The following is a 23,094-nucleotide window of genomic DNA, read 5'->3' as shown; positions in this document are numbered from 1 at the left end:
CGGAGCGCAAGCAAACTTGCGCTCGAATTCTTTACATTTTCGGCATGCCGCCGCCGGGCAACATACCGCCCATGCCGCGCATCATCTTGGCCATTCCGCCTTTGGCGGAGAATTTCTTCATCATCTTCTGCATCTGCTTGTGCTGCTTGATCAAGCGACCGATGTCCTGCACCTGGGTGCCGGAACCCATGGCGATCCGACGCTTGCGCGAACCGCTGATCAGCTCAGGATCGCGGCGCTCGGCCGGGGTCATGGAGTTGATGATGGCTTCCATCTGCTTGAACTGCTTCTCTGCCGCGCCTTGGGCATTGCCCATTTGCGCCAGGTTCACACCGCCGATGTTCGGCAGCTTGTCCATCAGGCCGCCGAGGCCGCCCATGTTCTTCATTTGTTGCAGCTGGTCGCGGAAGTCTTCGAGGTCGAAGCCCTTGCCCTTCTTCAGCTTCTTGGCCAGTTTATCGGCCTTGTCCTTGTCGAGGGTGGCTTCGGCCTGTTCGATCAGGCTGAGCACATCACCCATGCCGAGGATACGCGAGGCGATACGCTCAGGGTGGAACGGTTCGAGCGCTTCACTCTTCTCACCCATACCGATGAACTTGATCGGCTTGCCGGTAATGGCGCGTACCGACAGCGCAGCACCGCCACGGGCGTCGCCATCGACCTTGGTCAGGATCACGCCGGTCAGCGGCAGCGCATCACCGAAAGCCTTGGCGGTGTTAGCCGCATCCTGGCCGGTCATGGCGTCGACCACGAACAGTGTCTCGACCGGATTGATCGCGGCATGCAGCGCCTTGATCTCGCCCATCATCTCTTCATCAATGTGCAGGCGACCGGCGGTATCGACGATCACGACATCAATGAACTTGAGCTTGGCCTCTTTAATAGCTGCGTTGGCAATGTCGACCGGCTTCTGGCTCAGATCGGACGGGAAGAAGGTTACGCCCACTTCGCCCGCCAGCATTTCCAACTGTTTGATGGCCGCCGGACGGTACACGTCGGCCGACACAACCATTACCGACTTCTTCTTGCGCTCTTTAAGGAAGCGCGCCAGCTTGCCGGCGGTGGTGGTTTTACCCGCACCTTGCAGACCGGCCATCAGCACGACGGCCGGTGGCACGGCGCTGAGGTTCAAATCTTCGTTGGCGGCGCCCATCAGGCTTTCGAGTTCGGCCTGGACGATCTTCACAAAGGCCTGGCCCGGGGTCAGGCTGCGGGACACTTCAGTGCCGACCGCACGCTCCTTGACCGAGTTGACGAAGTCCTTGACCACAGGCAAGGCCACGTCGGCTTCCAGCAACGCCATGCGTACTTCACGCAGGGTGTCTTTAATATTGTCCTCGGTCAGCTTGGCCTTGCCGGTTACGTGGCGCAGCGTCTGCGAGAGACGGTCAGTCAGGTTTTCAAACATGCGCGATCCTTTCAGGCCCTATTCATCGAAATGCATTGTAGACCGAGGTAATGGCGGCCCAGGCTGTGGTAAATCGCTATTAAAAACAGCGCTCGGCGAGCCTGCGGCGTGGGCAGGTCGCGGATTATAGCGAAGACTGCGCCCATGCACACCCGCTGTCTGGTCCGGGAGTCTTTCGTGGAACGCAGGTGTATGCCAAACTCAGCGCCTTTCGGGCTTGTCTATCAGGATTTATGGTCCCCTTGTCACCCAGTTTGCTACCCAGTCTCGCCGCCGCCCTCTTATATGCCGCTGCGACCTTCTATCAGGGCACTCGTCTTGCCCAAGGCACCAAGGCGGACAAACGCCTGCTGGTCGGCCTGGGTGTACTCGCCCTGCTGGCTCATGCCGCGAGCCTGTTCACCCACCTGATGACGCCGGTCGGCTTGGGCCTGGACTTTTTCAGTGCCGCCAGCCTGATCGCTGCAGCGGTCATCGCGCTGACGCTGCTGGCCTGCTACCGGATCCCCGTTGAGAACCTGCTGGTCCTGCTCTTCCCCCTGGGCGTACTGACGGTGCTACTGGCGCAGTTCGCGCCCACCGGCACGGTGCAGGTGATTGACGAAGAACCCGGTATCCTCGCCCATATCCTGCTGTCGATCCTGGCCTACGGCATGTTCACCATCGCGGTGTTCCAGGCCCTGCTCCTGCTCCTGCAGGATCACCAGCTCAAGCACAAGCACCCCTCCGGCCTGATCAAGAACTTCCCTCCGCTGCAAACCATGGAAAGCCTGCTATTCGGTTTCCTATGGGCCGGCTGGACGTTGCTCTCGCTGTCGCTTATCTCCGGCTGGTTGTTTGTCGAGAACCTGTTTGCCCAGCACCTGGTGCACAAGACCCTGCTGGCGTGCCTGGCCTGGGTGGTGTTCAGCGTGTTGCTGTGGGGCCGCAATCGCCTCGGCTGGCGCGGGCACAAGGCGATCCGCTGGACCCTGGCCGGTTTCTGCCTGCTGATGCTGGCCTATTTCGGCAGCAAGCTGGTTCGCGAATACATCCTGCATATTTGACGGGCAGCAATCATGGACAACTTGCCCCTTGGGCCGATGCTCGCGGTAATCGCCTTGCTGGTGTTATGGGCGGCGCTGTTTACCGCCATCGAAGCCGCACAACAACACCTGCTGGCCCTGCGCCCCGGTACACGTCAGGGCGACAAGGCTGCCGCCCGCCTGAGTTTCCCGCGCCACAGCCTGATCCTGTGCAACAGCCTGTGCCGTGCGGCCGTGGTAATCCTCTGCACCCTGCTGGCGATTTATGCCTGGGCACAGAACGGCCCGTGGCTCGGCTGGCTGATCTCCTGCGCTGTTCTACTGATCCTGGCCGACTACCTGCCACGCGCCTTGGCAACCCGCCATCCGCAAGCGGTGCTGGGCTTCGGCAACACGCTGCTGGGCGTGCCATTGAAAATCCTCTATCCCGCCGCCTGGCTGCTCAATGGCATCAGCCTGTTGCTGCTACGCCCGTTTGCCCGAAAGCCCGGCGTGGTGAAAAACAGCGACGAGCCACAGCCCGACCACGACGATGAGCCGCAGCCCGAGGCCGACGACAGCCGCACCCCTCGCATGCCGGGCATCCACGCCTTGGACAACATCACCGTCAATGACATCCTGGTACCCCGCAGCGAAGTGGACGGTATCAACCTGGATGACTCGATCGAAGAAATCATCGAGCAACTGCGCACCTCCCCGCGCACTCGCCTGCCGGTGTTCCACAGTGACATCAATCAGGTCGAAGCCGTACTGAACACCCGACTGATCCAGCATCTGCTGCCGGACGCCAGCCTGACCAAGGAAGCCTTGCTCGAAGCCTCCTACGAACCCTACTTCGTTCCGGAAAGCACGCCCCTCCAGCTGCAACTGCTGAACTTCCACAAACAGCAGCGGCGCTTGGGCATGGTGGTGGATGAATATGGCGAAGTGCTGGGCATCGTTACCCTGGAAGACATCCTCGAAGAAATCGTCGGAGAGTTCGAAAGTGAACAAGGTACGGACAACCCGCATATCGAAGCGCAGCCCGATGGCCGCTACATCATTGATGGCGCCGCTTCGATCCGCGAACTGAACAAGAGCCTGGGATGGCACCTGCCAAGCGACGGCCCCAAGACGCTCAACGGCCTGGTGACCGAAGCCCTGGAGACCATTCCGGATTGCGCGGTGTGCCTGAAGATCGGCCGCTACCGCCTGGAAATCCTCGAAACCGAGGACAACCGGGTGAGCAAGGTACTGATCTGGCACACCAGTCGAGTGCCGGTGGCCGTTTAATCCGCTTGTTCGATGCGCAACCCCCTTCCTATAATCGGGTCGGCTTACCCAAGCCCCGCCCGACCGTGTGCTATCCGCACTGAGCGCGTCCAGGCACCGCAGCATCCTGTCTGACCGGTGTACGCTCCCATCCCGAGCCGCCCCGCGCACAACCCTGATCCAGGGGTGTTCGACCAATAATAATCCGCGTCCAAACGCGCAATGACTGTCAGGGATAACTCAATGAGCACCACCTATAACGAGGCTGTGACCGCCGCCCCGACCAACTCGACTGCACGAGTCGCCACCGCGAGCATCGTCGGTACCGCCATCGAGTTCTACGACTTCTATATCTACGCCACCGCCGCTGCCCTGGTGATCGGCCCGGTATTCTTCCCGCAAACCTCCGGCACCGCGCAGATGCTGGCGTCATTCCTGACCTTCGGTATCGCCTTTATCGCCCGCCCACTGGGTTCAGCGCTGTTCGGCCACTTTGGCGACCGTATCGGCCGCAAGTCGACGCTGGTGGCTTCACTGCTGCTGATGGGCGTGTGCACCACGTTGATCGGTTTGCTGCCCGGCTATGACAGCATCGGGGCCTGGGCGCCGATTCTGTTGTGCGTGCTGCGTTTCGGCCAGGGCCTTGGCCTGGGAGGGGAATGGGGCGGCGCGGCGCTGCTGGCTACCGAGAATGCGCCAAAGGGCAAACGCGCCTGGTTCGGCATGTTCCCGCAGCTTGGCCCATCGATCGGCTTCCTGGCCGCAAACGGCTTGTTCCTGATCCTGGCCATGAGCCTCAACGACGAGCAATTCCGTAGCTGGGGCTGGCGCATCCCGTTCATCCTCAGCGCCGCGCTGGTGATGGTCGGCCTGTACGCGCGGTTGAAATTGCATGAAACCCCGGTGTTCGCCAACGCCGTGGCCAAGGAAAAACCGGTAAAAGTGCCGCTGGTGGAATTGTTCAGCCAGCATTGGCTGCCGGTGCTGCTGGGCGCCGCATCGATGGTGGTGTGCTATGCGCTGTTCTATATCACTACGGCGTTCTCCCTGAGCTACGGCGTGTCGACCTTGGGCTACAGCCGCGAGACGTTCCTTGGCCTGCTGTGCTTCGCGGTGCTGTTCATGGGTTTGGCCACACCGTTGGCTGCCTTGGCCAGTGATCGGTACGGGCGCAAGCCGGTGCTGATCGTCGGCGCAGTCCTGGCGATCCTGTCCGGCTTCACCATGGAGCCACTGCTGACTCACGGTTCGACCTGGGCCGTAGCACTGTTCCTGGCGCTGGAGCTGTTCCTGATGGGTGTGACCTTCGCACCGATGGGCGCCCTGCTGCCAGAGCTATTCCCAACCCGCGTGCGTTATACCGGCGCTTCGGCGGCGTATAACTTGGGTGGAATTGTGGGCGCTTCGGCGGCACCGTTTTTCGCAACCAAGCTGGTGGCGATGGGCGGGCTCAGTTATGTCGGCGGGTATGTGTCGGCGGCAGCGTTGCTCAGCTTGATTGCTGTGCTGTGCCTGAAAGAGACGCGGGATAATGATTTGAACAAGGTTGCCTGATAGACCGCTATCGGCGGCAAGTCGAATCGTCGCACCGCCCCTCCCACATTTTGAGCGCATTTCTACAGATTAAACGCGGTCAAGTGTGTGAGGGGCGGTGCGAAGATTCGATTTGCCCCCGATGCTTTTAGAGCTCTACGACAACGGCTTGGGAAGCACGGGTTGCCTTGGCCCGAGCCGCTTCAATCGACTCATCCCGCGCCAACGCCACGCCCATGCGGCGCTGGCCATTCACTTCTGGCTTACCAAACAGACGCAACGCGGTGTCCGGCTCGCTCAGTGCAGCGCCGAGGTTGGCAAATGCGGTCTGGGTCGACTGCCCTTCCACCAGAATCACCGCCGAGGCCGAAGGCCCGAACTGGCGAATCAACGGGATTGGCAAGCCCAGAATGGCGCGCGCGTGCAGGGCAAACTGCGATAGATCCTGGGAAATCAAGGTCACCAGACCCGTGTCGTGCGGGCGCGGCGACACTTCGCTGAACCACACCTGATCGCCCTTAATGAACAGCTCCACGCCAAACAGACCACGGCCACCCAAGGCTTCGGTCACGGCTTTGGCAACGCGCTCGGATTCCGCCAGGGCAACCGGGCTCATGGCCTGTGGCTGCCAGGATTCCTGATAGTCGCCCTTCTCCTGACGGTGGCCGACTGGCGCGCAGAAGGTGGTGCCGCCGATATGGCGCACGGTCAGCAAGGTGATTTCGTAGTCGAAGTCGATAAAACCTTCGATGATCACGCGGCCTTTGCCAGCCCGCCCGCCTTCCTGGGCGTAATCCCAGGCCTTCTGCACATCGTCAGCGCTGCGCAGCAAGCTCTGGCCTTTGCCCGACGAACTCATCACGGGCTTGACCACGCACGGGAAGCCCAGATCCTGGACAGCCTTGCTGTAGTCTTCAAAGGTGTCGGCGAAGTGGTACGGCGAGGTCGGCAGGTCCAGTTCTTCGGCGGCCAGGCGACGGATACCTTCGCGGTTCATGGTCAGCGACGTGGCGCGCGCGGTCGGGATCACGGTGAAGCCTTCGGCTTCCAGCTCCACCAGGGTAGCGGTGGCGATGGCTTCGATTTCCGGCACGATGAAGTGCGGTTTTTCCGCTTCGATCACCGCACGCAGGGCGGCGCCGTCGAGCATGTTGATCACATGGCTACGGTGGGCAACCTGCATGGCCGGCGCATTGGCGTAGCGATCCACGGCAATCACTTCAACGCCCAGGCGTTGCAGTTCGATCACCACTTCCTTGCCCAGCTCACCGCAGCCACACAGCAAAACGCGGGTCGCGGTTGGCGACAATGGAGTTCCGATTCGGGTCATCTCAGGTCCTCAGGGGAGCGGATCATGGGGAGAAAGGCCGGCATTTTACATGAACTGTAAAAATTGGCCTCAGTTGGCGACGGCCCGCTTGCGGATACGCCAGGCCATGATCAGCCACACCACCGTGACCCCGGCGAATTTCGATGCCAAGGCCGTACCCACCACCGCCGGCGTCAGCGCGCCGATCAGGCCGAAGAAGATAAACGTGTCGAGGGGAATGCTCAGCGCCGAACTTATCCACAGGCGATCGTGGAGCGGGCGCTTGGTGATGCTGAACACCAGCCAGTCGATGCATTCGGACACCGCGAATGCCGTGGCACTGGCCAGGGCAATGGCAGGGTCGGAAGTGACATAGGACAGTACCAGCGCCGCCAACATGGCGATGATCGCACCGTGGCCGAAGCGGGTTTGCACCATGTCGCGCAGAATAAATACCAGGCCACCCCAGGCGGACCAGATCACGTCAAGGTGCGGGGCGGTGGAGAAAGCGAAGTTGATCAGCACGACGCTGCTGATGTAGGCGATCAGGAAGAGCATGGGGCGAGAGACCTGTGAACAAGGGGCACAGGGTACTTCACATTTTGAAATATGTCGTCTGGGAGGGCCTCATCGGGGGCAAGCCCCCTCCCACATTTTTGACCGTATTCCTACAGATTAAACGCGGTTAAGTGTGGGAGGGGGCTTGCCCCTGATGGCGATCTATCAGGCGCCGGATTTACCAGAAGCCATAAACACCAGCCCAGCCGCCACCGCTCGCTCGTGGCACAAGCCCAACACCACCCGGCGTTCGGCGTTGTCCATGCGGCTCCAGCGCGTGATTTCATCCACGGTGCGCTGGCAGCCGGTGCAGATGTCGTCATCATCCAGCGCGCAAATGCTCACGCACGGCGAGCCAACGGGGCGTTCAATCGGGTTCATTCTTGCTGCTCAGCCAGGTCGCGGGCATAGCGCTGTGAGTTATGCACATAGTGGGCGGCGCTGGCTTCGAGCATGCGCTTCTGGGCGTCGGTCAACTCACGCACCACTTTGCCCGGCGAGCCCATGACCAGCGAGCCATCGGGAATTTCCTTGCCTTCGCCAATCAGCGAGTTAGCGCCAATGATGCAGTGCTTGCCGATTTTCGCGCCGTTGAGGATCACTGCATTGATGCCGATCAGACTGTAATCGTCCACGGTGCAGCCGTGCAGCATGGCGTTATGGCCGATGGTCACGCCCGTGCCCAGAGTCAGCGGATAGCCCATATCGGTGTGCATCACGCTGCCGTCCTGCACATTACTGTTCTTGCCGATCAGGATCAGTTCGTTGTCGCCACGCAATACCGCGTTGAACCAGACGTTGGCGCCCTCTTCCAGCTTGACCTTGCCCACCAGCGTGGCGTTCGGCGCCACCCAGCTGTTGGGATGCGTCTCGACGCGGGCATCGCCCAGGCGGTATTTCATGGTGTGTCCTCACGGCTTGCCATTCAAACGATGGCTTAGATATTGATGAAGCTCTTGGGTGGCTGGTGCAGGCTGATCTGGGCGTCGTCATAGAGCAGGTTAATCAACTCGACGATCATGATCGCCGTCAGCCCCCAAATCTTGTATTCGCCAAACCGATAGCTGGGCACATACCAACTGCGGCCCTGGTAATCGATTCTGTGGGTATGTTCGCGCGGATCCTGCCGGAAAAAGTCTAGGGGAACGCTGAAAACGGCGGCAATCTCTGCATCATTGGCCAGGTATTCGACGTAATCAGGGACCACGCCGACATAAGGTGTGACGCGAATACCATGCAGGGAGATCAGGGGGCTCAACGGGCCGATCACTTCGACCAAGCCAGGCGGCAGGCCGATTTCCTCTTCGGCCTCACGCAGGGCGGTGAAAATCAGGTCCGGGTCTTCGGGGTCGCGACGACCGCCGGGAAACGCCACTTCGCCACCGTGGGTCGACAGGCCGCTGGCGCGTAAGGTCAGGATCAGCTCGGGTTCATCACTGCGGGTAATCGGCACCAGCACCGCAGCCTCGGGGAAACGCCCGTCGGTTTCCAGCGTGTGGGGGGTGTGGTTGCTTACCCGGCGAAGTAGCTCGTCCAGCATGAGTCATCTCGGTCTGTTGGCTACCATGCATCATGCACCAAAGCGTGCGGGCGCCCAACCCCAAAACCCGGCGGGTGTCGCTAAACGACAACTTGCAGGCCCCTGCCCGCCACGCCAAGATAGGCGCACTTTCCAGGAACCCCAGCATGAAATTCTGCAGCCAGTGCGGTAAACCGGTCACCCAACGCATTCCCGAAGGCGACGGGCGCCTGCGTTTTGTGTGTGATCACTGCTCGACCATTCACTATCAGAACCCCAATATCGTCGCCGGGACCGTGCCGGTGTGGGGCGATAAAGTGCTGCTGTGCCGACGCGCCATCGAACCGCGCCTGGGCTACTGGACCCTGCCCGCGGGCTTTATGGAAAACGGCGAGACCGTCGAGCAGGCCGCCACGCGCGAAACCCAGGAAGAAGCCTGCGCACGCGTGCGCAACCTGGCGATTTACACCCTGATCGATGTGCCGCACATCAACCAGGTGCATATCTTCTACCGCGCCGAACTGGTCGACCTGGACTTCGCCGCAGGCCCCGAAAGCCTTGAAGTGCAGTTGTTTGACGAAGCCGACATCCCTTGGTCCGAGCTGGCTTTCCGCACGGTGGGACGTACCTTAGAATGCTTTTTCGCTGACCGCAGACTTGAGTCCTACCCGGTGCGCAGCGAGGCTGTGCCGCCGATGGGCAAGCCCGCCCAATAATAATCCGGCATCAAGGGAAATCGTTTTAATGCGTTGGTTGCTTGCTCTGCTCTGCCTGTCGTTCACTACCCTTTCGCCGGCTTCTACCGTGGAGACCCTGGGCGGCAAAACCGTCGAAAAAGTCCTGGTGCTCAAGTCCGCCCATCAATTGCAACTGATCAACGACGGCAAGCCGATCAAGACTTACCGCATTTCCCTGGGCAAAAACCCCAAGGGCCACAAGCTGATAGAGGGCGACCGCCGCACCCCGGAAGGCCTGTACTGGATCGACTGGCGCAAGACCAGCGACCGCTTCAACCTGGCCATGCACATCTCCTACCCCAATATCAGCGACGCCGCGCGCGCGCGTCGCGAAGGCGTGAAGCCCGGCAGCATGATCATGATCCACGGCACGCCTGACACCGAAGACTATCCCGAACAGTGGTTCCACACCCTGGACTGGACCGACGGCTGCATCGCCATGCGCAACGTCGATATGCGTGAAGTCTGGACCCTGGTCAAAGACGGCACCCTGATCGAGATTCGGCCGTAATCGTCGACCGTTCGTAAAATAATTCGAAAATTTTTCCCGCCTTCAACAGCGCCCGCCGGTGAATACCAGTTCACCGCGCGGGCTGCGCCGTTCTGCGCGCCATAAAGACCTCTCTAATACCACTTAAGACCGAGCCCCGTTATAGGGCCATAAAAACCGGATTTGCACCGTTTTCGCTGCATTGACATGGTATTTAAGTGGTATTAATTTCCGGCCAATACCGGGCGACAACACTCCAATAACGCATCGGAAACCTGACAGATGAATCCCATCCTGGCCCTGCGCCCTGACGACAAACAATCCACGCCGCTTTACCTGCAATTGGCCCGCAAGCTGGAAGCGGCCATCCATGCCGGCGAGTGGAAATCCGAACAGGCATTACCGTCTGAACGCGTCCTTAGCGAGCAACTGAGCATCTCGCGAGTCACCGCCCGCAAGGCGCTGGAAGTGTTGTTTGCACAAGGCCTGATCCGCCGCAGCCAGGGCTCCGGTACCTTTATCACGCCTCGCCTGGAACAGCCGCTCTCACGCCTGTCGGGTTTCAGCGAGATGTTGCGCCTCAAGGGCTTTGTGCCCAGCTCCCAATGGCTGGAGCGTGACATCACCCCGCCGACCCATGAAGAGCTGATCCGCCTGGCCCTGTCGCCCACCGACAAAGTGGCGCGCCTCAAGCGTTTGCGTAAGGCCGACGACACCGTCATGGCCATTGAGATGACCACCATGCCCGCCTCGGTGCTGCCGCAACCGCAAGCCATCGGCAGCTCGCTGTACGAGTACCTGGAAGGTATCGGCAAGCCCATCGTCCGTGCCCTGCAGCATATCCAGGCGGTCAACGCCTCGGACGAGTTCGCCGCCCTGGTAGGCATCGCCCCCGGCACCGCCATGCTGCTGATGACCCGCGTGGGCTACACCGCCGACAACACGCCGATTGAAATCACCGACACCTACTGCCGCAACGACTACTACGACTTTGTCGCAGAGCTGCGTCGATATGACTTTGCCGCCGAGTAGCGGCCTTAGAGAACTGCCCATGTCCGAAGATAATATCCTCACGCCCCACGGCTGGATTCGCGGCCGCCTGGTGCATGAACACGGCAAGGTGACCGCCATTGAAGGCGTGCCTTGCGACCCGACGCAAAACGATTTGCCCTACCTGCTGCCGGGCTTTATCGACCTGCATGTGCACGGCGGCGGTGGCAAGGACATCATGGAAGGCATCGACGCCTTCGAGACCATCACCCGCACCCACGTGCGCTTTGGCACCACCTCGCTGCTGGCCACCACCATGACCGCGCCGGTGGATGAAATCTCCAGCGTGCTCGGTCAACTCGGCGGCTTTTGCGAGCAGCGCCCTGCCGGCAGCGCCCGAGTACTCGGCGTACACCTGGAAGGGCCTTACATCAACCCAGGCAAACTTGGCGCCCAACCCAACTTCGCCCACACCGCGCTGATGGAAGAAGTCGAGGCGTACCTGCGCCTGGCGCCCATCCGAGTGATCACCATCGCCCCGGAAATCGCCGGCCACGACGCCCTGATCCGCACCCTCAGCGAGCGCGGCGTACGCATGCAGATCGGCCACACCTTGGGCAGCTATGAAGAAGGCGTCGCCGCCCTCGCCGCGGGCGCCACCAGTTTTACCCATCTGTACAACGCGATGAGCCCGTTGCATCACCGCGAGCCGGGGATCGTCGGCGCCGCGCTGGCCCACGCCAAGTACGCCGAGTTGATTCCGGACCTGCTGCATGTGCACCCCGGCGCGATACGCGTGGCGCTACGGTCGATCCCTTGCCTGTATTGCGTTACCGATTCCACCGCCGCCGCCGGCATGCCCGATGGCGAATACAAGCTGGGCAGCCACACCGTGACCAAATGCCTGGGCGGCGTACGCCTGGCCGACGGCACCCTGGCCGGCAGCACGCTGACCATGGACCAGGCGCTGCGCAATCTGGTGAAGATCGGCCTGCCTATCAGCGAAGCCTCACAACGCCTGTCGCAATTTCCTGCGGATTACCTGGGCCTGGAAGAACGCGGCCGCCTGCAACCCGGCAGCTTTGCCGACTGCGTACGCCTGGACCGCTCCCTGCAACTCACCGACGTCATGGTCGAAGGAGAAACCATTGTCTTCAAAAATGCTTGAAGAGGCCTTGGCCTCCTGTGACGCCGTCGCGGCGCAACTGCAACGCCTGAACCCGGCGCTGGAAGAAATCGCCGGCCGCCTGCGCCGCCAGCCGCCGCAAGTGGCGATGACCATCGCCCGTGGCAGCTCGGACCACGCCGCCAGCTATTTCGCCTACCTGGCCATGCAACATGTGGGCATTCCGGTGGCGTCGTTGCCGATGTCGGTGGTGACCTTGCTGCAAGCGCCGTTGAAGGTCAGCGGCCAGGTGGCGTTCGGTTTCTCGCAGTCCGGCCAAAGCCCGGACCTGGTCAACAGCCTGCGCCTGCTGCGTAAGCGCGGGGCTTTGAGCATCTCGTTGGTCAACGCCGAAGACTCGCCGCTGGAAGCCGCCTGTGAATTCCACGTGCCGCTGTGCGCCGGGCCGGAACTCAGCGTGGCCGCGACCAAAAGCTTTATCGCCACCCTCAGCGCCAGCGCGCTGTTGGTCGGCCACTGGAATCAGGAAGTCGACCTGCTGCAAGCCTGCCAGGCGTTGCCCGATGGCCTGCGTGAAGCGGCCCGCCAGGATTGGAGCCGCGCCATCGACGCCCTGCGCGACAGTCAGCGCCTGATGGTGATCGGCCGTGGCGCCGGTTTTGCCATTGCCCAGGAAGCCGCACTCAAGCTCAAGGAAACCTCGGCGATCCAGGCCGAAGCCTTCAGCAGCGCCGAGGTGCGCCATGGGCCGATGGCCTTGATCGGCGACAACTATCCACTGTTGGTGTTTGCCCCGCGCGGCGCCGAGCAGGCAGGCCTGTTGAGCCTGGCCGCCGACATGCGCCAGCGCGGTGCCCGCGTGCTGTTGGCCGCGCCGGACGATATCGCCGAACGCGACCTGACCCTGAGCCGCGCCGAACACCCGAGCCTGGACCCGGTGCTGGCGATCCAGAGTTTCTACGTCATGGCCGCCGGTCTGGCGGTCGCCCGCGGCATGGACCCGGACCAACCGCGCCACCTGAGCAAAGTCACCCGCACTCACTAAGTGGTGTGCCGTGTTTTCCTGATGAGTACCGTGCCCATGTCTAACAACAATAATGCAGTAACCCTCAGCGCCCCCCTCAGTGGGCCGGTGCTGACCCTGGGCAACGTCCCCGACGAAGTATTCGCCAGCGGTGCCATGGGCGAAGGCCTTGCGATCGACCCGCTTAACAGCTGCCTGCATGCGCCCTGCGACGGCGAGATCATTCACGTCGCGCGTACCGGCCACGCGCTGACAATCCGCGCCGACAATGGCGCCGAGCTGCTGATGCATCTGGGCATCGACACCGTCGAGCTGAAGGGCGAAGGTTTTGCGCTGCTGGTCAAACAGGGCGCGCGGGTGAGCCTGGGCCAGGCGCTGGTACGGTTTGACCTGGATTGCATTGCGCGCCAGTGCAAGAGCCTTATCAGCCTGATCATCCTAACCAATGGCGAGCACTTTGACGTGCTGCCTCTGGCGTCGCAAACCGTCAACGTCGGCGAGCCACTGATGCAGGTCATCGCGCGGTCGACAGCGCCCGCTCAGACGGCTGTGGATAACTCCATCGAAGAAGCCAGCGCCCGTGTGCACATCACCCATCGAGGCGGCTTGCATGCTCGGCCCGCAGCGCTGATCCGCAAGACGGCCCAGGGTTTCAGCAGCCAGGCGCGCTTGCACTACGCTGACAAGTCGGCCGCCTGCGACAGCTTGATCGGTTTGATGGGGCTCGGCATCGGCGAAGGCGACGAAGTGCGCGTCACTTGCCGGGGCAAGGACTGCGAGGCGGCGTTGCAGGCCTTGGTTGCCGCGCTGTCTGCACCGATGAAAGAAGAACATCACGCGCCTGCCGCCGTTACGCCACGCCGAGCCAATACCGAAGCCGGTGTATTGCAAGGCGTCTGCGCGGCGCCCGGCCTGGTCTGCGGGCCGCTGTTTCGCCTGAGCGGTATCGAGCTGCCCGCAGACACGGGCCAGCATTCGGCCGACGAACAACTGCAACGTCTGGACACGGCGCTGGAGCAGGTGCGCGGTGAAATTCGCAACACCCTGGAGCACGCCCGCCAGCGTAAAAACGTCGAGGAAGAAGACATCTTCGCCGCCCACCTGGCCCTGCTGGAAGACCCGACCCTGCTGGAAGCCGCCACGGGTGCCATCGAGCAAGGCAGCGCCGCCACCCATGCCTGGCGCGATGCGATCCAGGCCCAGTGCGCAGTGCTGCTGGCATTGGGCAAGCCATTGTTCGCCGAGCGCGCCAACGACCTGCGCGACCTGCAACAACGCGTGCTGCGCACATTGCTGGGTGAAGCCTGGCACTTCGAGTTACCCGCTGGCGCCATCGTCAGCGCCCATGAACTGACGCCCTCGGATTTGCTGCAACTGAGCGCGCAGCAGGCCGTCGGCCTGTGCATGGCCGAAGGGGGCGCGACCTCCCATGTGGCTATTCTGGCGCGCGGCAAAGGTCTGCCCTGCGTGGTCGCGCTGGGCAGCGAAGTCCTCGACGTACCGCAAGGCCAGCGGGTGGTACTGGACGCCGCCAACGGTCGCCTGGAACTGGCGCCCAGCGAAGCCCGTCACGCTCAAGTGCACCAGATTCGCGACGCGCAAAAACTGCGCCGCCAACAGCAACAGGCCCAGGCCCACCAACCAGCACGCACCAGTGACGGCGTAGGCATTGAAGTGGCTGCCAATGTTGCCTCCAGCGCAGAAGCTCAAACAGCGTTTGAAAACGGCGCCGATGGTGTCGGCCTGCTGCGTACCGAATTCCTCTTTGTCGACCGCCGCACCGCGCCGGATGAACAGGAGCAACGCCAGGCCTATCAAGCCGTGCTGGATGCCATGGGCGACAAGTCGGTAATCATCCGCACCATCGATGTGGGCGGCGACAAACAACTCGACTACCTGCCCCTGCCCGTCGAAGCCAACCCGGTCTTGGGCCTGCGCGGTATCCGCATGGCCCAGGTGCGTCCCGAACTGCTCGACCAGCAACTGCGCGCGCTGCTGCAACTCACACCGTTGGCGCGCTGCCGCATCCTGTTGCCGATGGTCAGCGAAGTCGACGAACTGCTGGAGATCCGCCAGCGCCTGGATGAACTGTGTGCGCAGCTGAAGCTGACCCAGCGCCCTGAACTGGGGGTGATGATCGAAGTTCCCGCCGCCGCGCTGATGGCCGAACAACTGGCCGAACATGCGGACTTCCTGTCCATCGGCACCAATGACCTGTCCCAGTACACCCTGGCCATGGACCGCGACCACGCCGGACTCGCCGCGCGGGTCGACGCGCTGCACCCGGCGCTGCTGCGGCTGATCGCACAAACCTGCGACGGCGCAGCCAAGCATGGGCGCTGGGTTGGCGTCTGCGGCGCGCTGGCGTCCGACCCGCTGGCCACCCCCGCACTGATCGGCCTGGGGGTCAGCGAGCTGTCGGTGAGCCCGCCGCAAATCGCAGAAATCAAGGACCGCGTCCGCCACCTGGATGCGGCGCAATGCCGGCAACTGAGCCTTAGCCTGCTCGACCTGAGCAGCGCCAAAGCCGTACGCCAAGCCTGTCAACACCACTGGCCGCTGAGCTGACAACAACAACAAGAAAAAGGAGACCCGCCATGTACCAACTGTTCATCGAAGGCCTGCAACGCCTGGGCCGCGCGCTGATGCTGCCTATCGCCATCCTGCCGATTGCCGGCCTGCTGTTGCGCCTGGGCGATACCGACCTGCTCAACATCGCAGTGATGCACGATGCCGGCCAGGCGATCTTCGCCAACCTGGCGCTGATCTTCGCCATCGGTATCGCCGTGGGCTTTGCCCGCGACAATAACGGCACAGCCGGGCTGGCCGGTGCGATTGGCTACCTGGTGATGATCTCTACCCTCAAGGTGATGGACACCAGCATCAACATGGGCATGCTCGCCGGGATCGCCAGCGGCCTGATGGCCGGTGCGCTGTATAACCGTTTCAAGGACATCAAGCTGCCTGAGTACCTGGCCTTCTTCGGCGGGCGACGGTTCGTGCCGATTGTCACCGGGTTCTCAGCGGTTGGGCTGGGGGTGATCTTTGGCCTGATCTGGCCGCCGATCCAGCACGGCATCAACAGTTTCGGCGTGCTGCTGATGGAAAGCGGCAGCATCGGCGCGTTCGTGTTCGGCGTGTTCAACCGCCTGCTGATCGTCACCGGCTTGCACCACATCCTCAACAACATGGCCTGGTTTGTGTTCGGCAGCTTCACCGACCCGGCCACCGGCGCCGTAGTGACCGGCGACTTGACCCGCTATTTTGCCGGTGACCCCAAAGGTGGCCAATTCATGACCGGCATGTTCCCGGTGATGCTGTTCGGCCTGCCCGCCGCGTGCCTGGCGATGTACCGCAACGCCCTGCCGGAACGGCGCAAGGTGATGGGCGGGATCTTCCTGTCGATGGCGCTGACCTCGTTTCTCACCGGCGTGACCGAGCCGATTGAATTCGCATTCATGTTTCTCGCGCCGTTCCTGTACCTGATCCATGCGCTGCTCACCGGTCTGTCGATGGCCGTGACCAATATGCTGAATATCCACCTGGGCTTTACCTTCTCCGGCGGGTTTATCGACATGGTGCTGGGCTGGGGCAAGTCCACCAATGGCTGGCTGGTGGTGCCGGTGGGGCTGGCGTACGCAGCGATCTACTACACGGTGTTCAGCTACTGCATTCGCCGCTTCAACCTGAAAACCCCGGGCCGTGAAGACGGCCAAGTGGCACCGGCCGAAGCAATGAGCGACAACCAGCGCGCCACGGCGTACATCCGCGCCTTGGGCGGCGCGGACAATCTGCTGAGCGTCGGTGCCTGCACCACTCGCCTGCGCCTGGACATGGTTGACCGCAACAAGGCAGTGGATGCCGAACTCAAAGCCCTGGGGGCGATGGCTATCGTGCGGCCGGGCAACGGCGGCAGTTTGCAGGTAGTGGTCGGGCCGCTGGCAGACAGCATTGCCGATGAGATTCGTCTGGCGATGCCGACCTCCGTCAGCACATCACCTGCCAGCGCCACTGCGCCGACTCAAGCCAGCAACGTTGCCTCGACCGTGGCGCAGCAATGGCTGGATGCGCTGGGCGGTCAGGCCAATGTCGTGCAGTTGGAATGCGTGGCCATGACCCGCCTGCGCCTGCACCTGGCCGACGAAAACGCGCTGTCGCAGGCGCAGCTCACGGCACTCGGTTGCCAGGGTGTCAGCCGGATCGACGCCGGTGTGTGGCACCTGCTGGTCGGCGAGCAGGCCCAAGGCTTAAGCGACGCACTCAAGGCCTTGACCTCTCGCCAGCCAGTCCGCACCGGCGCCTGACCTACCTATCTACCGCCCTGTTCAGGGCGGTCGTCCCCATGCTGAGGGCTCCAATCCTCAGCATGGAGCCTGTGCCCGTGAGCACTTCCACCCCACCCCTGACCTTTGACGAGATCAAAGGCTCACTCAACTTGATCGGCCATCACCTGCTCGACCTCGATGCACCGCTGCTGCCGACGCAGCCAGCGTCGCCTCCACTCGCGTACCTGGAGCGCCTGAATACCCATCTGGAAAACTACCGCCAGCAGTTCCTGACAAATAGCCGCGTGCTGTACCAGAACCTGGCCAACAGCGATCTGCGCAGTGCTGAAGGTCAGGCCCTGCTGACCACGCTCAAGGCCACGCTCAACACGCAATTGCTGGACATGGATAGCCGCGAGCAGATCGACGGCAAAGCGCGCAAATCCTTCATGACCTTTGAAGCCGGCTACATCGCACTGACCCACGAAACCGCACTCGCGGTCGCCGATCGCCTGTTCCACCCTCAAGAGCAGGCGATCCTGGACCGCGTACCACTGGGCGTCACGCAACGCCCCGGCCTGTATGCACTGACCTTTGAATACCAGGAGCAAACCATCGAACTGGCCGGTGCGTTTGTGCTGACCGAACATTCAAGCCCGGTGGTAAGCGAGCTTCAATCGAGCACGCCGGTTGGCCGCGTGGCACTGTTCACTCCCTCGCGCGGGATTGAGTTTTTCGCCTCCCTGGCCGACCTCGACAGCGATCTGTTCCAACGCCTGGACACCGCCGCCGAGCGCGCTCACTTCATGGGCATGCTGGCGACCGACTACCGCGCACTGACGCCGCAAGCCATCTGGCCGCTGGCATTGACCCCGATCAGCGAACGGCCACTGTTCGAGCACCTCGACAACCAACTGATCGCCAAGCGCAGCGCCGACATCGACCGCGCCCTGAGCCTGGTGGACAACCCGCACACTGACGCGCAGGCACTGATCAATGCGCTGGAGCAGGCCATCGTCGACGCCGTGCCCGACCTCGGCGCGCGACTGCAATGGCGCGCCCAATTGCTGCTCGACCGATGGTTACGGCACAGCGCGCCAGACTGGTACCGCAGCGCCTCAGACACCCAACGCGCACGACTCGCCGAACACTTGCAGCATTACGACCAGTCCCGGCAGCGCCTGGAACAACTGTTCGGCGCCCTGGCCACGCCGTACACCCTGGCACGCCACCAATGGCTGGAGCGCCTGAGCGATGACCTTGATATCCACGACCTGGAACCACAACGCTTGCTGGTGACCACCCGCCGCGCCGTCACACCGATCGGTGAATACAGCCACAAACGCGACCTGGTCGAATTGGCCTTGCGCGGCCTGCATCCCGACGATGAAAACGCCGGTTCCGATTTCCTCGAAAAGACCAGCCTCAGCTACGACGGCGCGCCACTGCCCGACACCTACGCCGCGCTGACACCGGCCTGGCTCGCGCAACAAATGGGCACGTTGCAACCGCGTATCGACTTCAGGGACCTGCAAAAGCAGCTGCATGCCAAGACCGAGCTGTGCCAGGCCATCGAAGCCATGCTCGACCACAGAATCAACGCGCTGGCCTGCACCGCAATGCTGCAGGGGCATCTCACTGCTGACGATTTCGAACTGATCCAACGCGTGCGCCAGGGCAGCGATCCATTGCTGAGCGCCACGACCCTGGCGCTGCACGAGGCCCAACTGCAAGACCTGTGGGTGCTGCTCCGGCGCGACGCCAGCGGCGCCGTCGACCGCGTGTTGCTGTGTACGCCGCAGGCTCCGCGCGAGCAACAGTTCCAGGCGTTCGACAGTGAAATTGCCTGCCAGAACCACATCCTCGGCTGGACTTTGGACAATGGCCTCAAATCGCCGCCAGGTACCCTCACCGATTACCTGATCAGCCGCGTCGCCCTGCGCTTTCGGGCCAAGATGAAACAGGTGCTCAGCGGCCTGAGCTACAAGTTTCACGCCCAGGAACACCGCGAAATCAGCTTCGGACACGCCGGCAGCCATGCCGATTGCCTCAAGGCCATGGCCACCCATGTGTTGGCCACGCGCCTGGATGACGATGAGTTCAGCACGCCCACCTGGTTCCGCGCGGCGCCGCTGACCACGCGGCGAACCCTGATGAAACTGGCGGACGACACCAAAGGCGGTCTGCGCGCCTACAACGATTATTCGTTGTCCGAGGCGCAAGTGCCGAGCTTCAGCGCTTACCTGCATGAGCAGGCGCGCGCCCGTCTGAATGAGCTGCTGGGACGCCCACGCAACGATGTCGACCCCGACACTGTTTGGGCCTACTCACCGGGGTCGGCAAAGGCTGCGCCCATCAACTACACCCAGCTGTATCGCGACGGCTATGCCGATGGCATCGGTTTTCTCGACGAAAAGTTCTCGCGCTCGGCACGCTTCAAAGGCCCCGAAGGCATCGACCTGAGCCCATTGACCGCCGAAAAAGTCGCACGCTCGGTCACCGGCGTCTGGATCGGCCAGCGCTACATCGATGAGATCAAGACACGCCTACTGAACGTCGGCAGCCCGGACTACAAGCTGCGCCGCGATACCACACTGGCCATTACTCAAGGGCAATTGCGCAGTGCCGCTCTGGAATCTCACTTGCAGGGGGATATCGCGTCCATCGACCGGGAATGGCTGGAGCGCAGTATTGCGAAGATGGGCGAGACGGCACCGGCCATCCGCCGCGACCATGGGATACACCGCCTGGTCATCGACGGCGACTGGGTGATCGGCTGCTATCTGTTCACCCATGCCGATGACCCAACGCTGCTCTACACCCCCAATGCTCCGGATGGCATCAGCGTGCGCGAAGCCAGGCAGTTCAACTACTTGCTGAAAAAACTGCCCGGCATGCTCGGTTACCTGGTGCAACGCGTCGCGGTGCAGTCCCAGGGACGAGTGCGCACATTCCTGGAGGACGCCCGGCACCAGTTGCCTGAAGGGCTGGATAAAACCAGCATCAGCCCGCCGCGCTATGACCCGATACGCGCGCAAACCCAGATCCAGGACCTGCGGCGCGAGGTGTATGACCTCAAGCTGCAACGCACCATTGATGATGTTCACGCGACTACCGTCAACCGTACCCAGATGATCAGCGGCATCGCCTGGACCTGTGTGGAATGGGTTGCCGCCATCGCTACCGCGCCTTTTCCAGTGCTGAGCCTGAGCATCGGTCTGGCGCTGGCGTTCAAGGACGCCATGCTGGCTCTGCACGCTTACCACCAGGGCGACAACGCCCAGGCCCTGGAACACTTGATGGGTTACCTGCTCAACAGCGCCGGCGGGCTGTTCACCGACCTGCGCCCGACCCTCGGCACCTTGCAACAGTTCGCCGTGCGCCAGGCCCCAAGGCGCCTCGTACAGAGCCCGACGCTGCAGTTGATCAGCGCCGTGGAACCGGCGCCACTCAAGCCTGCGGGGATGCAATCGGTGCTGTTCAATGGCGAATATCTCTGGGCTCATCAGACTCCGGACCCGATCGGACGCTATTTGCTCTATCGCCTCGACCCGGTCACCGGCAAGCTGGTCTCCACCACCCGCCTCGCGGCACCGGATGCCCAAGGTGTATGGCGCCGTACCGGAGTGACTGGCGGCGCGCCGAAGTATGAAAAAGTCCCGCAGGCCCCCGACGCACTCAAGCACTACGAGATGCCCGCCCAGTACGCGGACAAACTGGAGCAGGTGCTCAACCCCGACCTTACGGCGCAACTGCGCCAACAGGGTGACTGGGTGTACCAAAACCCGCACGTCACCGTCGCTGCGGCGTCCCGGGAATTGCAGCCGGTGCGCGATGTGTATCAGCAACAAGTCAGCCAATTGACCCGCGACGCCAAGGACTTTTTCCGCCAGCAGCCGCCCGTCGCGCCCCGTGCCGAGGTACCTACCGTAACGCGGGAGACATCGTTGGCCACGCTCACCGATAACCCCGCATTTAGCCGCGCACCGAACCTGATCATTGGCGCCATCCCCGGCAGCGGTGTCGGCCAGCAGGTGCTTATCGAGAACATCGACGCGCTGCTCAACAAAGGTTTCAAGCGCCTGTACATCGAATACCTGCCCGGTGATGTGTTTCGCCTGAAACTGGACAAGCTCAACAGCGGCAAATCCTGGAAGCACATCGAGCGGCATCTGAAGCTCGTCGACAAGGCAATGGGCTTTGCCGACAACGCCGAATTCTCCTATGTGGCGCTGGTACGCAAGGCTTCGGCCAAAGGCATCAAGATCAAGGCACTGGACGCCTCGACCTGCTACGACCTGGATGATGCCCTCAACCTAGGCGACACCCCACCCACCACAACGCGCAGCACCGCGTTGCGCAACTTCTACTCGCACAAAGTCCTGCAAGGCGACAGCGACGCCCTGCCCGATGAGCGCTGGGTTGCCCTATTGGACCCCGCGCGCATGCGCGCGGCCGATCAAGTCCCGGGCCTGGCCGATCTGCACAAGGCGGTTGCTGTGCGCGTGGAGAATGTCGGCGCTGACCACGCCGTGGGTTTGCGCATCGACGCCAGCGACGCTTCCGCCGATTACACCCTGGCCGTGCGCGGGCCTGAACGAACCGTAGAATCCCCTGCCCCGTCGAGTGGTGCGGCAACGGTCACGCATTACAGCGACTACGATATCGCTGCCGACCTGCGCGAAAGCATCCAGACCCAGTCATACCAGTCCCACGGCCTGGACAGTCATTTCCTGCCGGCCCCCGAGCACCGCAAGGCGTTTTCAGTGTTCAAGAAAACGCGGGAGCGTCTGACCCAAGATGCACAGCAGTACTTCAGCCAGCACACCCTGCCGGCTCGCCCGGAACTGTCGCGACTCAGCGGGCAGACGCAGCCGGAACCGTTTCTGCGCGCTGTCAGTGAAAGCCGGCTGGCGGGGCTGGTCATCGGCGAGGCCCACAGCGCGCAGACGAGCAAGGCGTTCCTGATCAAACACATGAAGCAACTCAAGGCGCTCAAGTTCGACACGCTGTACGTCGAACATTTGCTCACCGACCTGCACCAGGCCGAGCTGGATGCCTTCCGCCAATCCAAACGCCTTTCGCCCGCGCTCAAGGACTACCTCAAACGCCAGGATGCCGGGCACATGCCGCTCTACAGTGGCGCCAACACCTACTTCGAAGTGATCCAGCAAGCCAACAAATATGGGTTGCGTGTACGCGCACTCGACTGCACCGCCAGTTACCACGTCAAGGGCGCCAACACAGAGGCGCGCAACCAGATGTTCAGCTACTTCGCGTCACGGGTGATCGACGCTGACCAGGCGGCGCACGGCCCACACAAATGGGTGGCGTTCATCGGCAGCGCCCACACCAACACCCACCTGCAAGTGCCCGGCCTGGCCGAGCTGCAAGGCGCCGCCAGCCTGCATATCCGCGATGCTGCGCCCAACCTGTCGTCCCCCATCCGCCCCGGCCGCTGGGAGACAGGCCTGGAAACCCGCTGGACGGCACTGCGCAGCGACTTCACGCTAAAGGTCGGCGTGGCTGGCATGCGTGAGCCTGCCGCATTCGTACCGCTGGACCGCACCCGACTGAAAGTGTCCGGCCACTTTCTGGTCGAACACCCGTCAATGGCCGAAAGCAACCTGCTGCACAAATCCCGCAGCGGCGAAATCGTCTCGACCCCCATCCAGGTCGACGACCAGGGCCTGTTCTACATCGATCGCTGGGGCATGGCGCAGCAGCGCTTCCTCTACCAGACCACCTTGATCGACGCCGTACGCGCCCAGGTACAACTGACGCCCGCGCCGTAATCCAGGCAACAAAAAACCCGCTGACCAAACTGGCCCAGCGGGTTTCTTGTTTATGCAGTCAACG

The 23,094-nt window shown here is 62.4% G+C and carries 17 protein-coding genes; 11 read left to right on the top strand and 6 right to left on the bottom strand.

Going from position 1 to position 23,094, the window contains the following annotated elements:
• Nucleotides 1-31 precede the first annotated feature (31 nt).
• The gene (gene ffh, locus AOA61_RS22245; protein ID WP_003193965.1) at nucleotides 32-1,408 is read right to left on the bottom strand and encodes a signal recognition particle protein; all 1,377 of its coding nucleotides are present in this window, start codon (nucleotides 1,406-1,408) and stop codon (nucleotides 32-34) included.
• Between the two features lie 242 nt (nucleotides 1,409-1,650).
• On the opposite strand from ffh, the gene AOA61_RS22240 reads away from it, so the two are divergent.
• The 3 genes from AOA61_RS22240 (at nucleotide 1,651) to AOA61_RS22230 (ending at nucleotide 5,238) form a co-directional block, all read left to right on the top strand.
• Nucleotides 1,651-2,454: an inner membrane protein YpjD gene (locus AOA61_RS22240; protein ID WP_177326461.1), complete on the top strand. Its 804-nt coding sequence runs from the start codon at nucleotides 1,651-1,653 to the stop codon at nucleotides 2,452-2,454.
• 12 nt (nucleotides 2,455-2,466) lie between these two features.
• Nucleotides 2,467-3,705 (top strand): transporter associated domain-containing protein, encoded by a 1,239-nt coding sequence (locus tag AOA61_RS22235; protein WP_099602734.1) that lies wholly within the window; start codon nucleotides 2,467-2,469, stop codon nucleotides 3,703-3,705.
• A gap of 222 nt (nucleotides 3,706-3,927) precedes the next feature.
• Nucleotides 3,928-5,238, top strand: coding sequence for an MFS transporter (locus tag AOA61_RS22230; RefSeq protein ID WP_099602733.1), 1,311 nt, complete (start codon nucleotides 3,928-3,930; stop codon nucleotides 5,236-5,238).
• 127 nt (nucleotides 5,239-5,365) lie between these two features.
• On the opposite strand, the gene purT is transcribed toward AOA61_RS22230, so the two are convergent.
• From purT to AOA61_RS22205, 5 genes are all read right to left on the bottom strand, one after another.
• Complete coding sequence (gene purT, locus AOA61_RS22225) at nucleotides 5,366-6,547, bottom strand: formate-dependent phosphoribosylglycinamide formyltransferase (protein WP_003193969.1); 1,182 nt, start codon at nucleotides 6,545-6,547, stop codon at nucleotides 5,366-5,368.
• A gap of 69 nt (nucleotides 6,548-6,616) precedes the next feature.
• Nucleotides 6,617-7,084, bottom strand: coding sequence for a VUT family protein (locus tag AOA61_RS22220; RefSeq protein WP_032890779.1), 468 nt, complete (start codon nucleotides 7,082-7,084; stop codon nucleotides 6,617-6,619).
• Nucleotides 7,085-7,249: 165 nt separating this feature from the next.
• On the bottom strand, nucleotides 7,250-7,465 hold the full coding sequence (locus tag AOA61_RS22215) for a DUF1289 domain-containing protein (RefSeq protein WP_032890777.1): 216 nt from the start codon (nucleotides 7,463-7,465) through the stop codon (nucleotides 7,250-7,252).
• On the bottom strand, nucleotides 7,462-7,986 hold the full coding sequence (locus AOA61_RS22210; protein ID WP_032890775.1) for a gamma carbonic anhydrase family protein: 525 nt from the start codon (nucleotides 7,984-7,986) through the stop codon (nucleotides 7,462-7,464). Before AOA61_RS22210 ends, AOA61_RS22215 begins: the two co-directional genes overlap by 4 nt.
• A gap of 35 nt (nucleotides 7,987-8,021) precedes the next feature.
• Nucleotides 8,022-8,624, bottom strand: coding sequence for a CoA pyrophosphatase (locus AOA61_RS22205; protein WP_032890773.1), 603 nt, complete (start codon nucleotides 8,622-8,624; stop codon nucleotides 8,022-8,024).
• Nucleotides 8,625-8,770: 146 nt separating this feature from the next.
• On the opposite strand from AOA61_RS22205, the gene AOA61_RS22200 reads away from it, so the two are divergent.
• The 8 genes from AOA61_RS22200 (at nucleotide 8,771) to AOA61_RS22165 (ending at nucleotide 23,030) form a co-directional block, all read left to right on the top strand.
• On the top strand, nucleotides 8,771-9,319 hold the full coding sequence (locus tag AOA61_RS22200) for an NUDIX hydrolase (RefSeq protein ID WP_032890771.1): 549 nt from the start codon (nucleotides 8,771-8,773) through the stop codon (nucleotides 9,317-9,319).
• Nucleotides 9,320-9,347: 28 nt separating this feature from the next.
• Nucleotides 9,348-9,851 carry a murein L,D-transpeptidase family protein gene (locus AOA61_RS22195; RefSeq protein WP_032890769.1) on the top strand — a complete coding sequence of 168 codons (504 nt, stop codon included), beginning with the start codon at nucleotides 9,348-9,350 and terminating at the stop codon, nucleotides 9,849-9,851.
• Nucleotides 9,852-10,112: 261 nt separating this feature from the next.
• Nucleotides 10,113-10,862: a GntR family transcriptional regulator gene (locus AOA61_RS22190; protein ID WP_099602732.1), complete on the top strand. Its 750-nt coding sequence runs from the start codon at nucleotides 10,113-10,115 to the stop codon at nucleotides 10,860-10,862.
• Between the two features lie 19 nt (nucleotides 10,863-10,881).
• Complete coding sequence (nagA, locus tag AOA61_RS22185) at nucleotides 10,882-11,988, top strand: N-acetylglucosamine-6-phosphate deacetylase (RefSeq protein WP_099602731.1); 1,107 nt, start codon at nucleotides 10,882-10,884, stop codon at nucleotides 11,986-11,988.
• Complete coding sequence (locus AOA61_RS22180) at nucleotides 11,969-12,991, top strand: SIS domain-containing protein (RefSeq protein WP_099602730.1); 1,023 nt, start codon at nucleotides 11,969-11,971, stop codon at nucleotides 12,989-12,991. Before nagA ends, AOA61_RS22180 begins: the two co-directional genes overlap by 20 nt.
• Before the next feature lie 36 nt (nucleotides 12,992-13,027).
• The gene (gene ptsP, locus AOA61_RS22175; protein WP_099602729.1) at nucleotides 13,028-15,538 is read left to right on the top strand and encodes a phosphoenolpyruvate--protein phosphotransferase; all 2,511 of its coding nucleotides are present in this window, start codon (nucleotides 13,028-13,030) and stop codon (nucleotides 15,536-15,538) included.
• 29 nt (nucleotides 15,539-15,567) lie between these two features.
• A complete protein-coding gene (gene nagE / locus AOA61_RS22170) occupies nucleotides 15,568-17,274 on the top strand; it encodes an N-acetylglucosamine-specific PTS transporter subunit IIBC (RefSeq protein WP_099602728.1) in 1,707 nt (568 codons plus the stop codon).
• Between the two features lie 77 nt (nucleotides 17,275-17,351).
• The gene (locus tag AOA61_RS22165; RefSeq protein WP_099602727.1) at nucleotides 17,352-23,030 is read left to right on the top strand and encodes a membrane-targeted effector domain-containing toxin; all 5,679 of its coding nucleotides are present in this window, start codon (nucleotides 17,352-17,354) and stop codon (nucleotides 23,028-23,030) included.
• The last annotated feature ends 64 nt before the right edge of the window (nucleotides 23,031-23,094 follow it).

Source organism: Pseudomonas sp. 2995-1 (assembly GCF_002742505.1).
Classification (GTDB): domain Bacteria; phylum Pseudomonadota; class Gammaproteobacteria; order Pseudomonadales; family Pseudomonadaceae; genus Aquipseudomonas; species Aquipseudomonas sivasensis.
Note: the sequence above shows the minus strand (reverse complement) of the source record. Positions and strands in the feature narration are given on the sequence as shown.

Bases quoted from the DNA above. Each gene is read 5' to 3' on its own strand.
- ffh (WP_003193965.1), bottom strand. From the start codon at position 1,408: ATGTTTGAAAACCTGACTGACCGTCTCTCGCAGACGCTGCGCCACGTA.
- AOA61_RS22235 (WP_099602734.1), top strand. From the start codon at position 2,467: ATGGACAACTTGCCCCTTGGGCCGATGCTCGCGGTAATCGCCTTGCTG.
- AOA61_RS22230 (WP_099602733.1), top strand. From the start codon at position 3,928: ATGAGCACCACCTATAACGAGGCTGTGACCGCCGCCCCGACCAACTCG.
- purT (WP_003193969.1), bottom strand. From the start codon at position 6,547: ATGACCCGAATCGGAACTCCATTGTCGCCAACCGCGACCCGCGTTTTG.
- AOA61_RS22220 (WP_032890779.1), bottom strand. From the start codon at position 7,084: ATGCTCTTCCTGATCGCCTACATCAGCAGCGTCGTGCTGATCAACTTC.
- AOA61_RS22215 (WP_032890777.1), bottom strand. From the start codon at position 7,465: ATGAACCCGATTGAACGCCCCGTTGGCTCGCCGTGCGTGAGCATTTGC.
- AOA61_RS22210 (WP_032890775.1), bottom strand. From the start codon at position 7,986: ATGAAATACCGCCTGGGCGATGCCCGCGTCGAGACGCATCCCAACAGC.
- AOA61_RS22205 (WP_032890773.1), bottom strand. From the start codon at position 8,624: ATGCTGGACGAGCTACTTCGCCGGGTAAGCAACCACACCCCCCACACG.
- AOA61_RS22200 (WP_032890771.1), top strand. From the start codon at position 8,771: ATGAAATTCTGCAGCCAGTGCGGTAAACCGGTCACCCAACGCATTCCC.
- AOA61_RS22195 (WP_032890769.1), top strand. From the start codon at position 9,348: ATGCGTTGGTTGCTTGCTCTGCTCTGCCTGTCGTTCACTACCCTTTCG.
- AOA61_RS22190 (WP_099602732.1), top strand. From the start codon at position 10,113: ATGAATCCCATCCTGGCCCTGCGCCCTGACGACAAACAATCCACGCCG.
- nagA (WP_099602731.1), top strand. From the start codon at position 10,882: ATGTCCGAAGATAATATCCTCACGCCCCACGGCTGGATTCGCGGCCGC.
- ptsP (WP_099602729.1), top strand. From the start codon at position 13,028: ATGTCTAACAACAATAATGCAGTAACCCTCAGCGCCCCCCTCAGTGGG.
- nagE (WP_099602728.1), top strand. From the start codon at position 15,568: ATGTACCAACTGTTCATCGAAGGCCTGCAACGCCTGGGCCGCGCGCTG.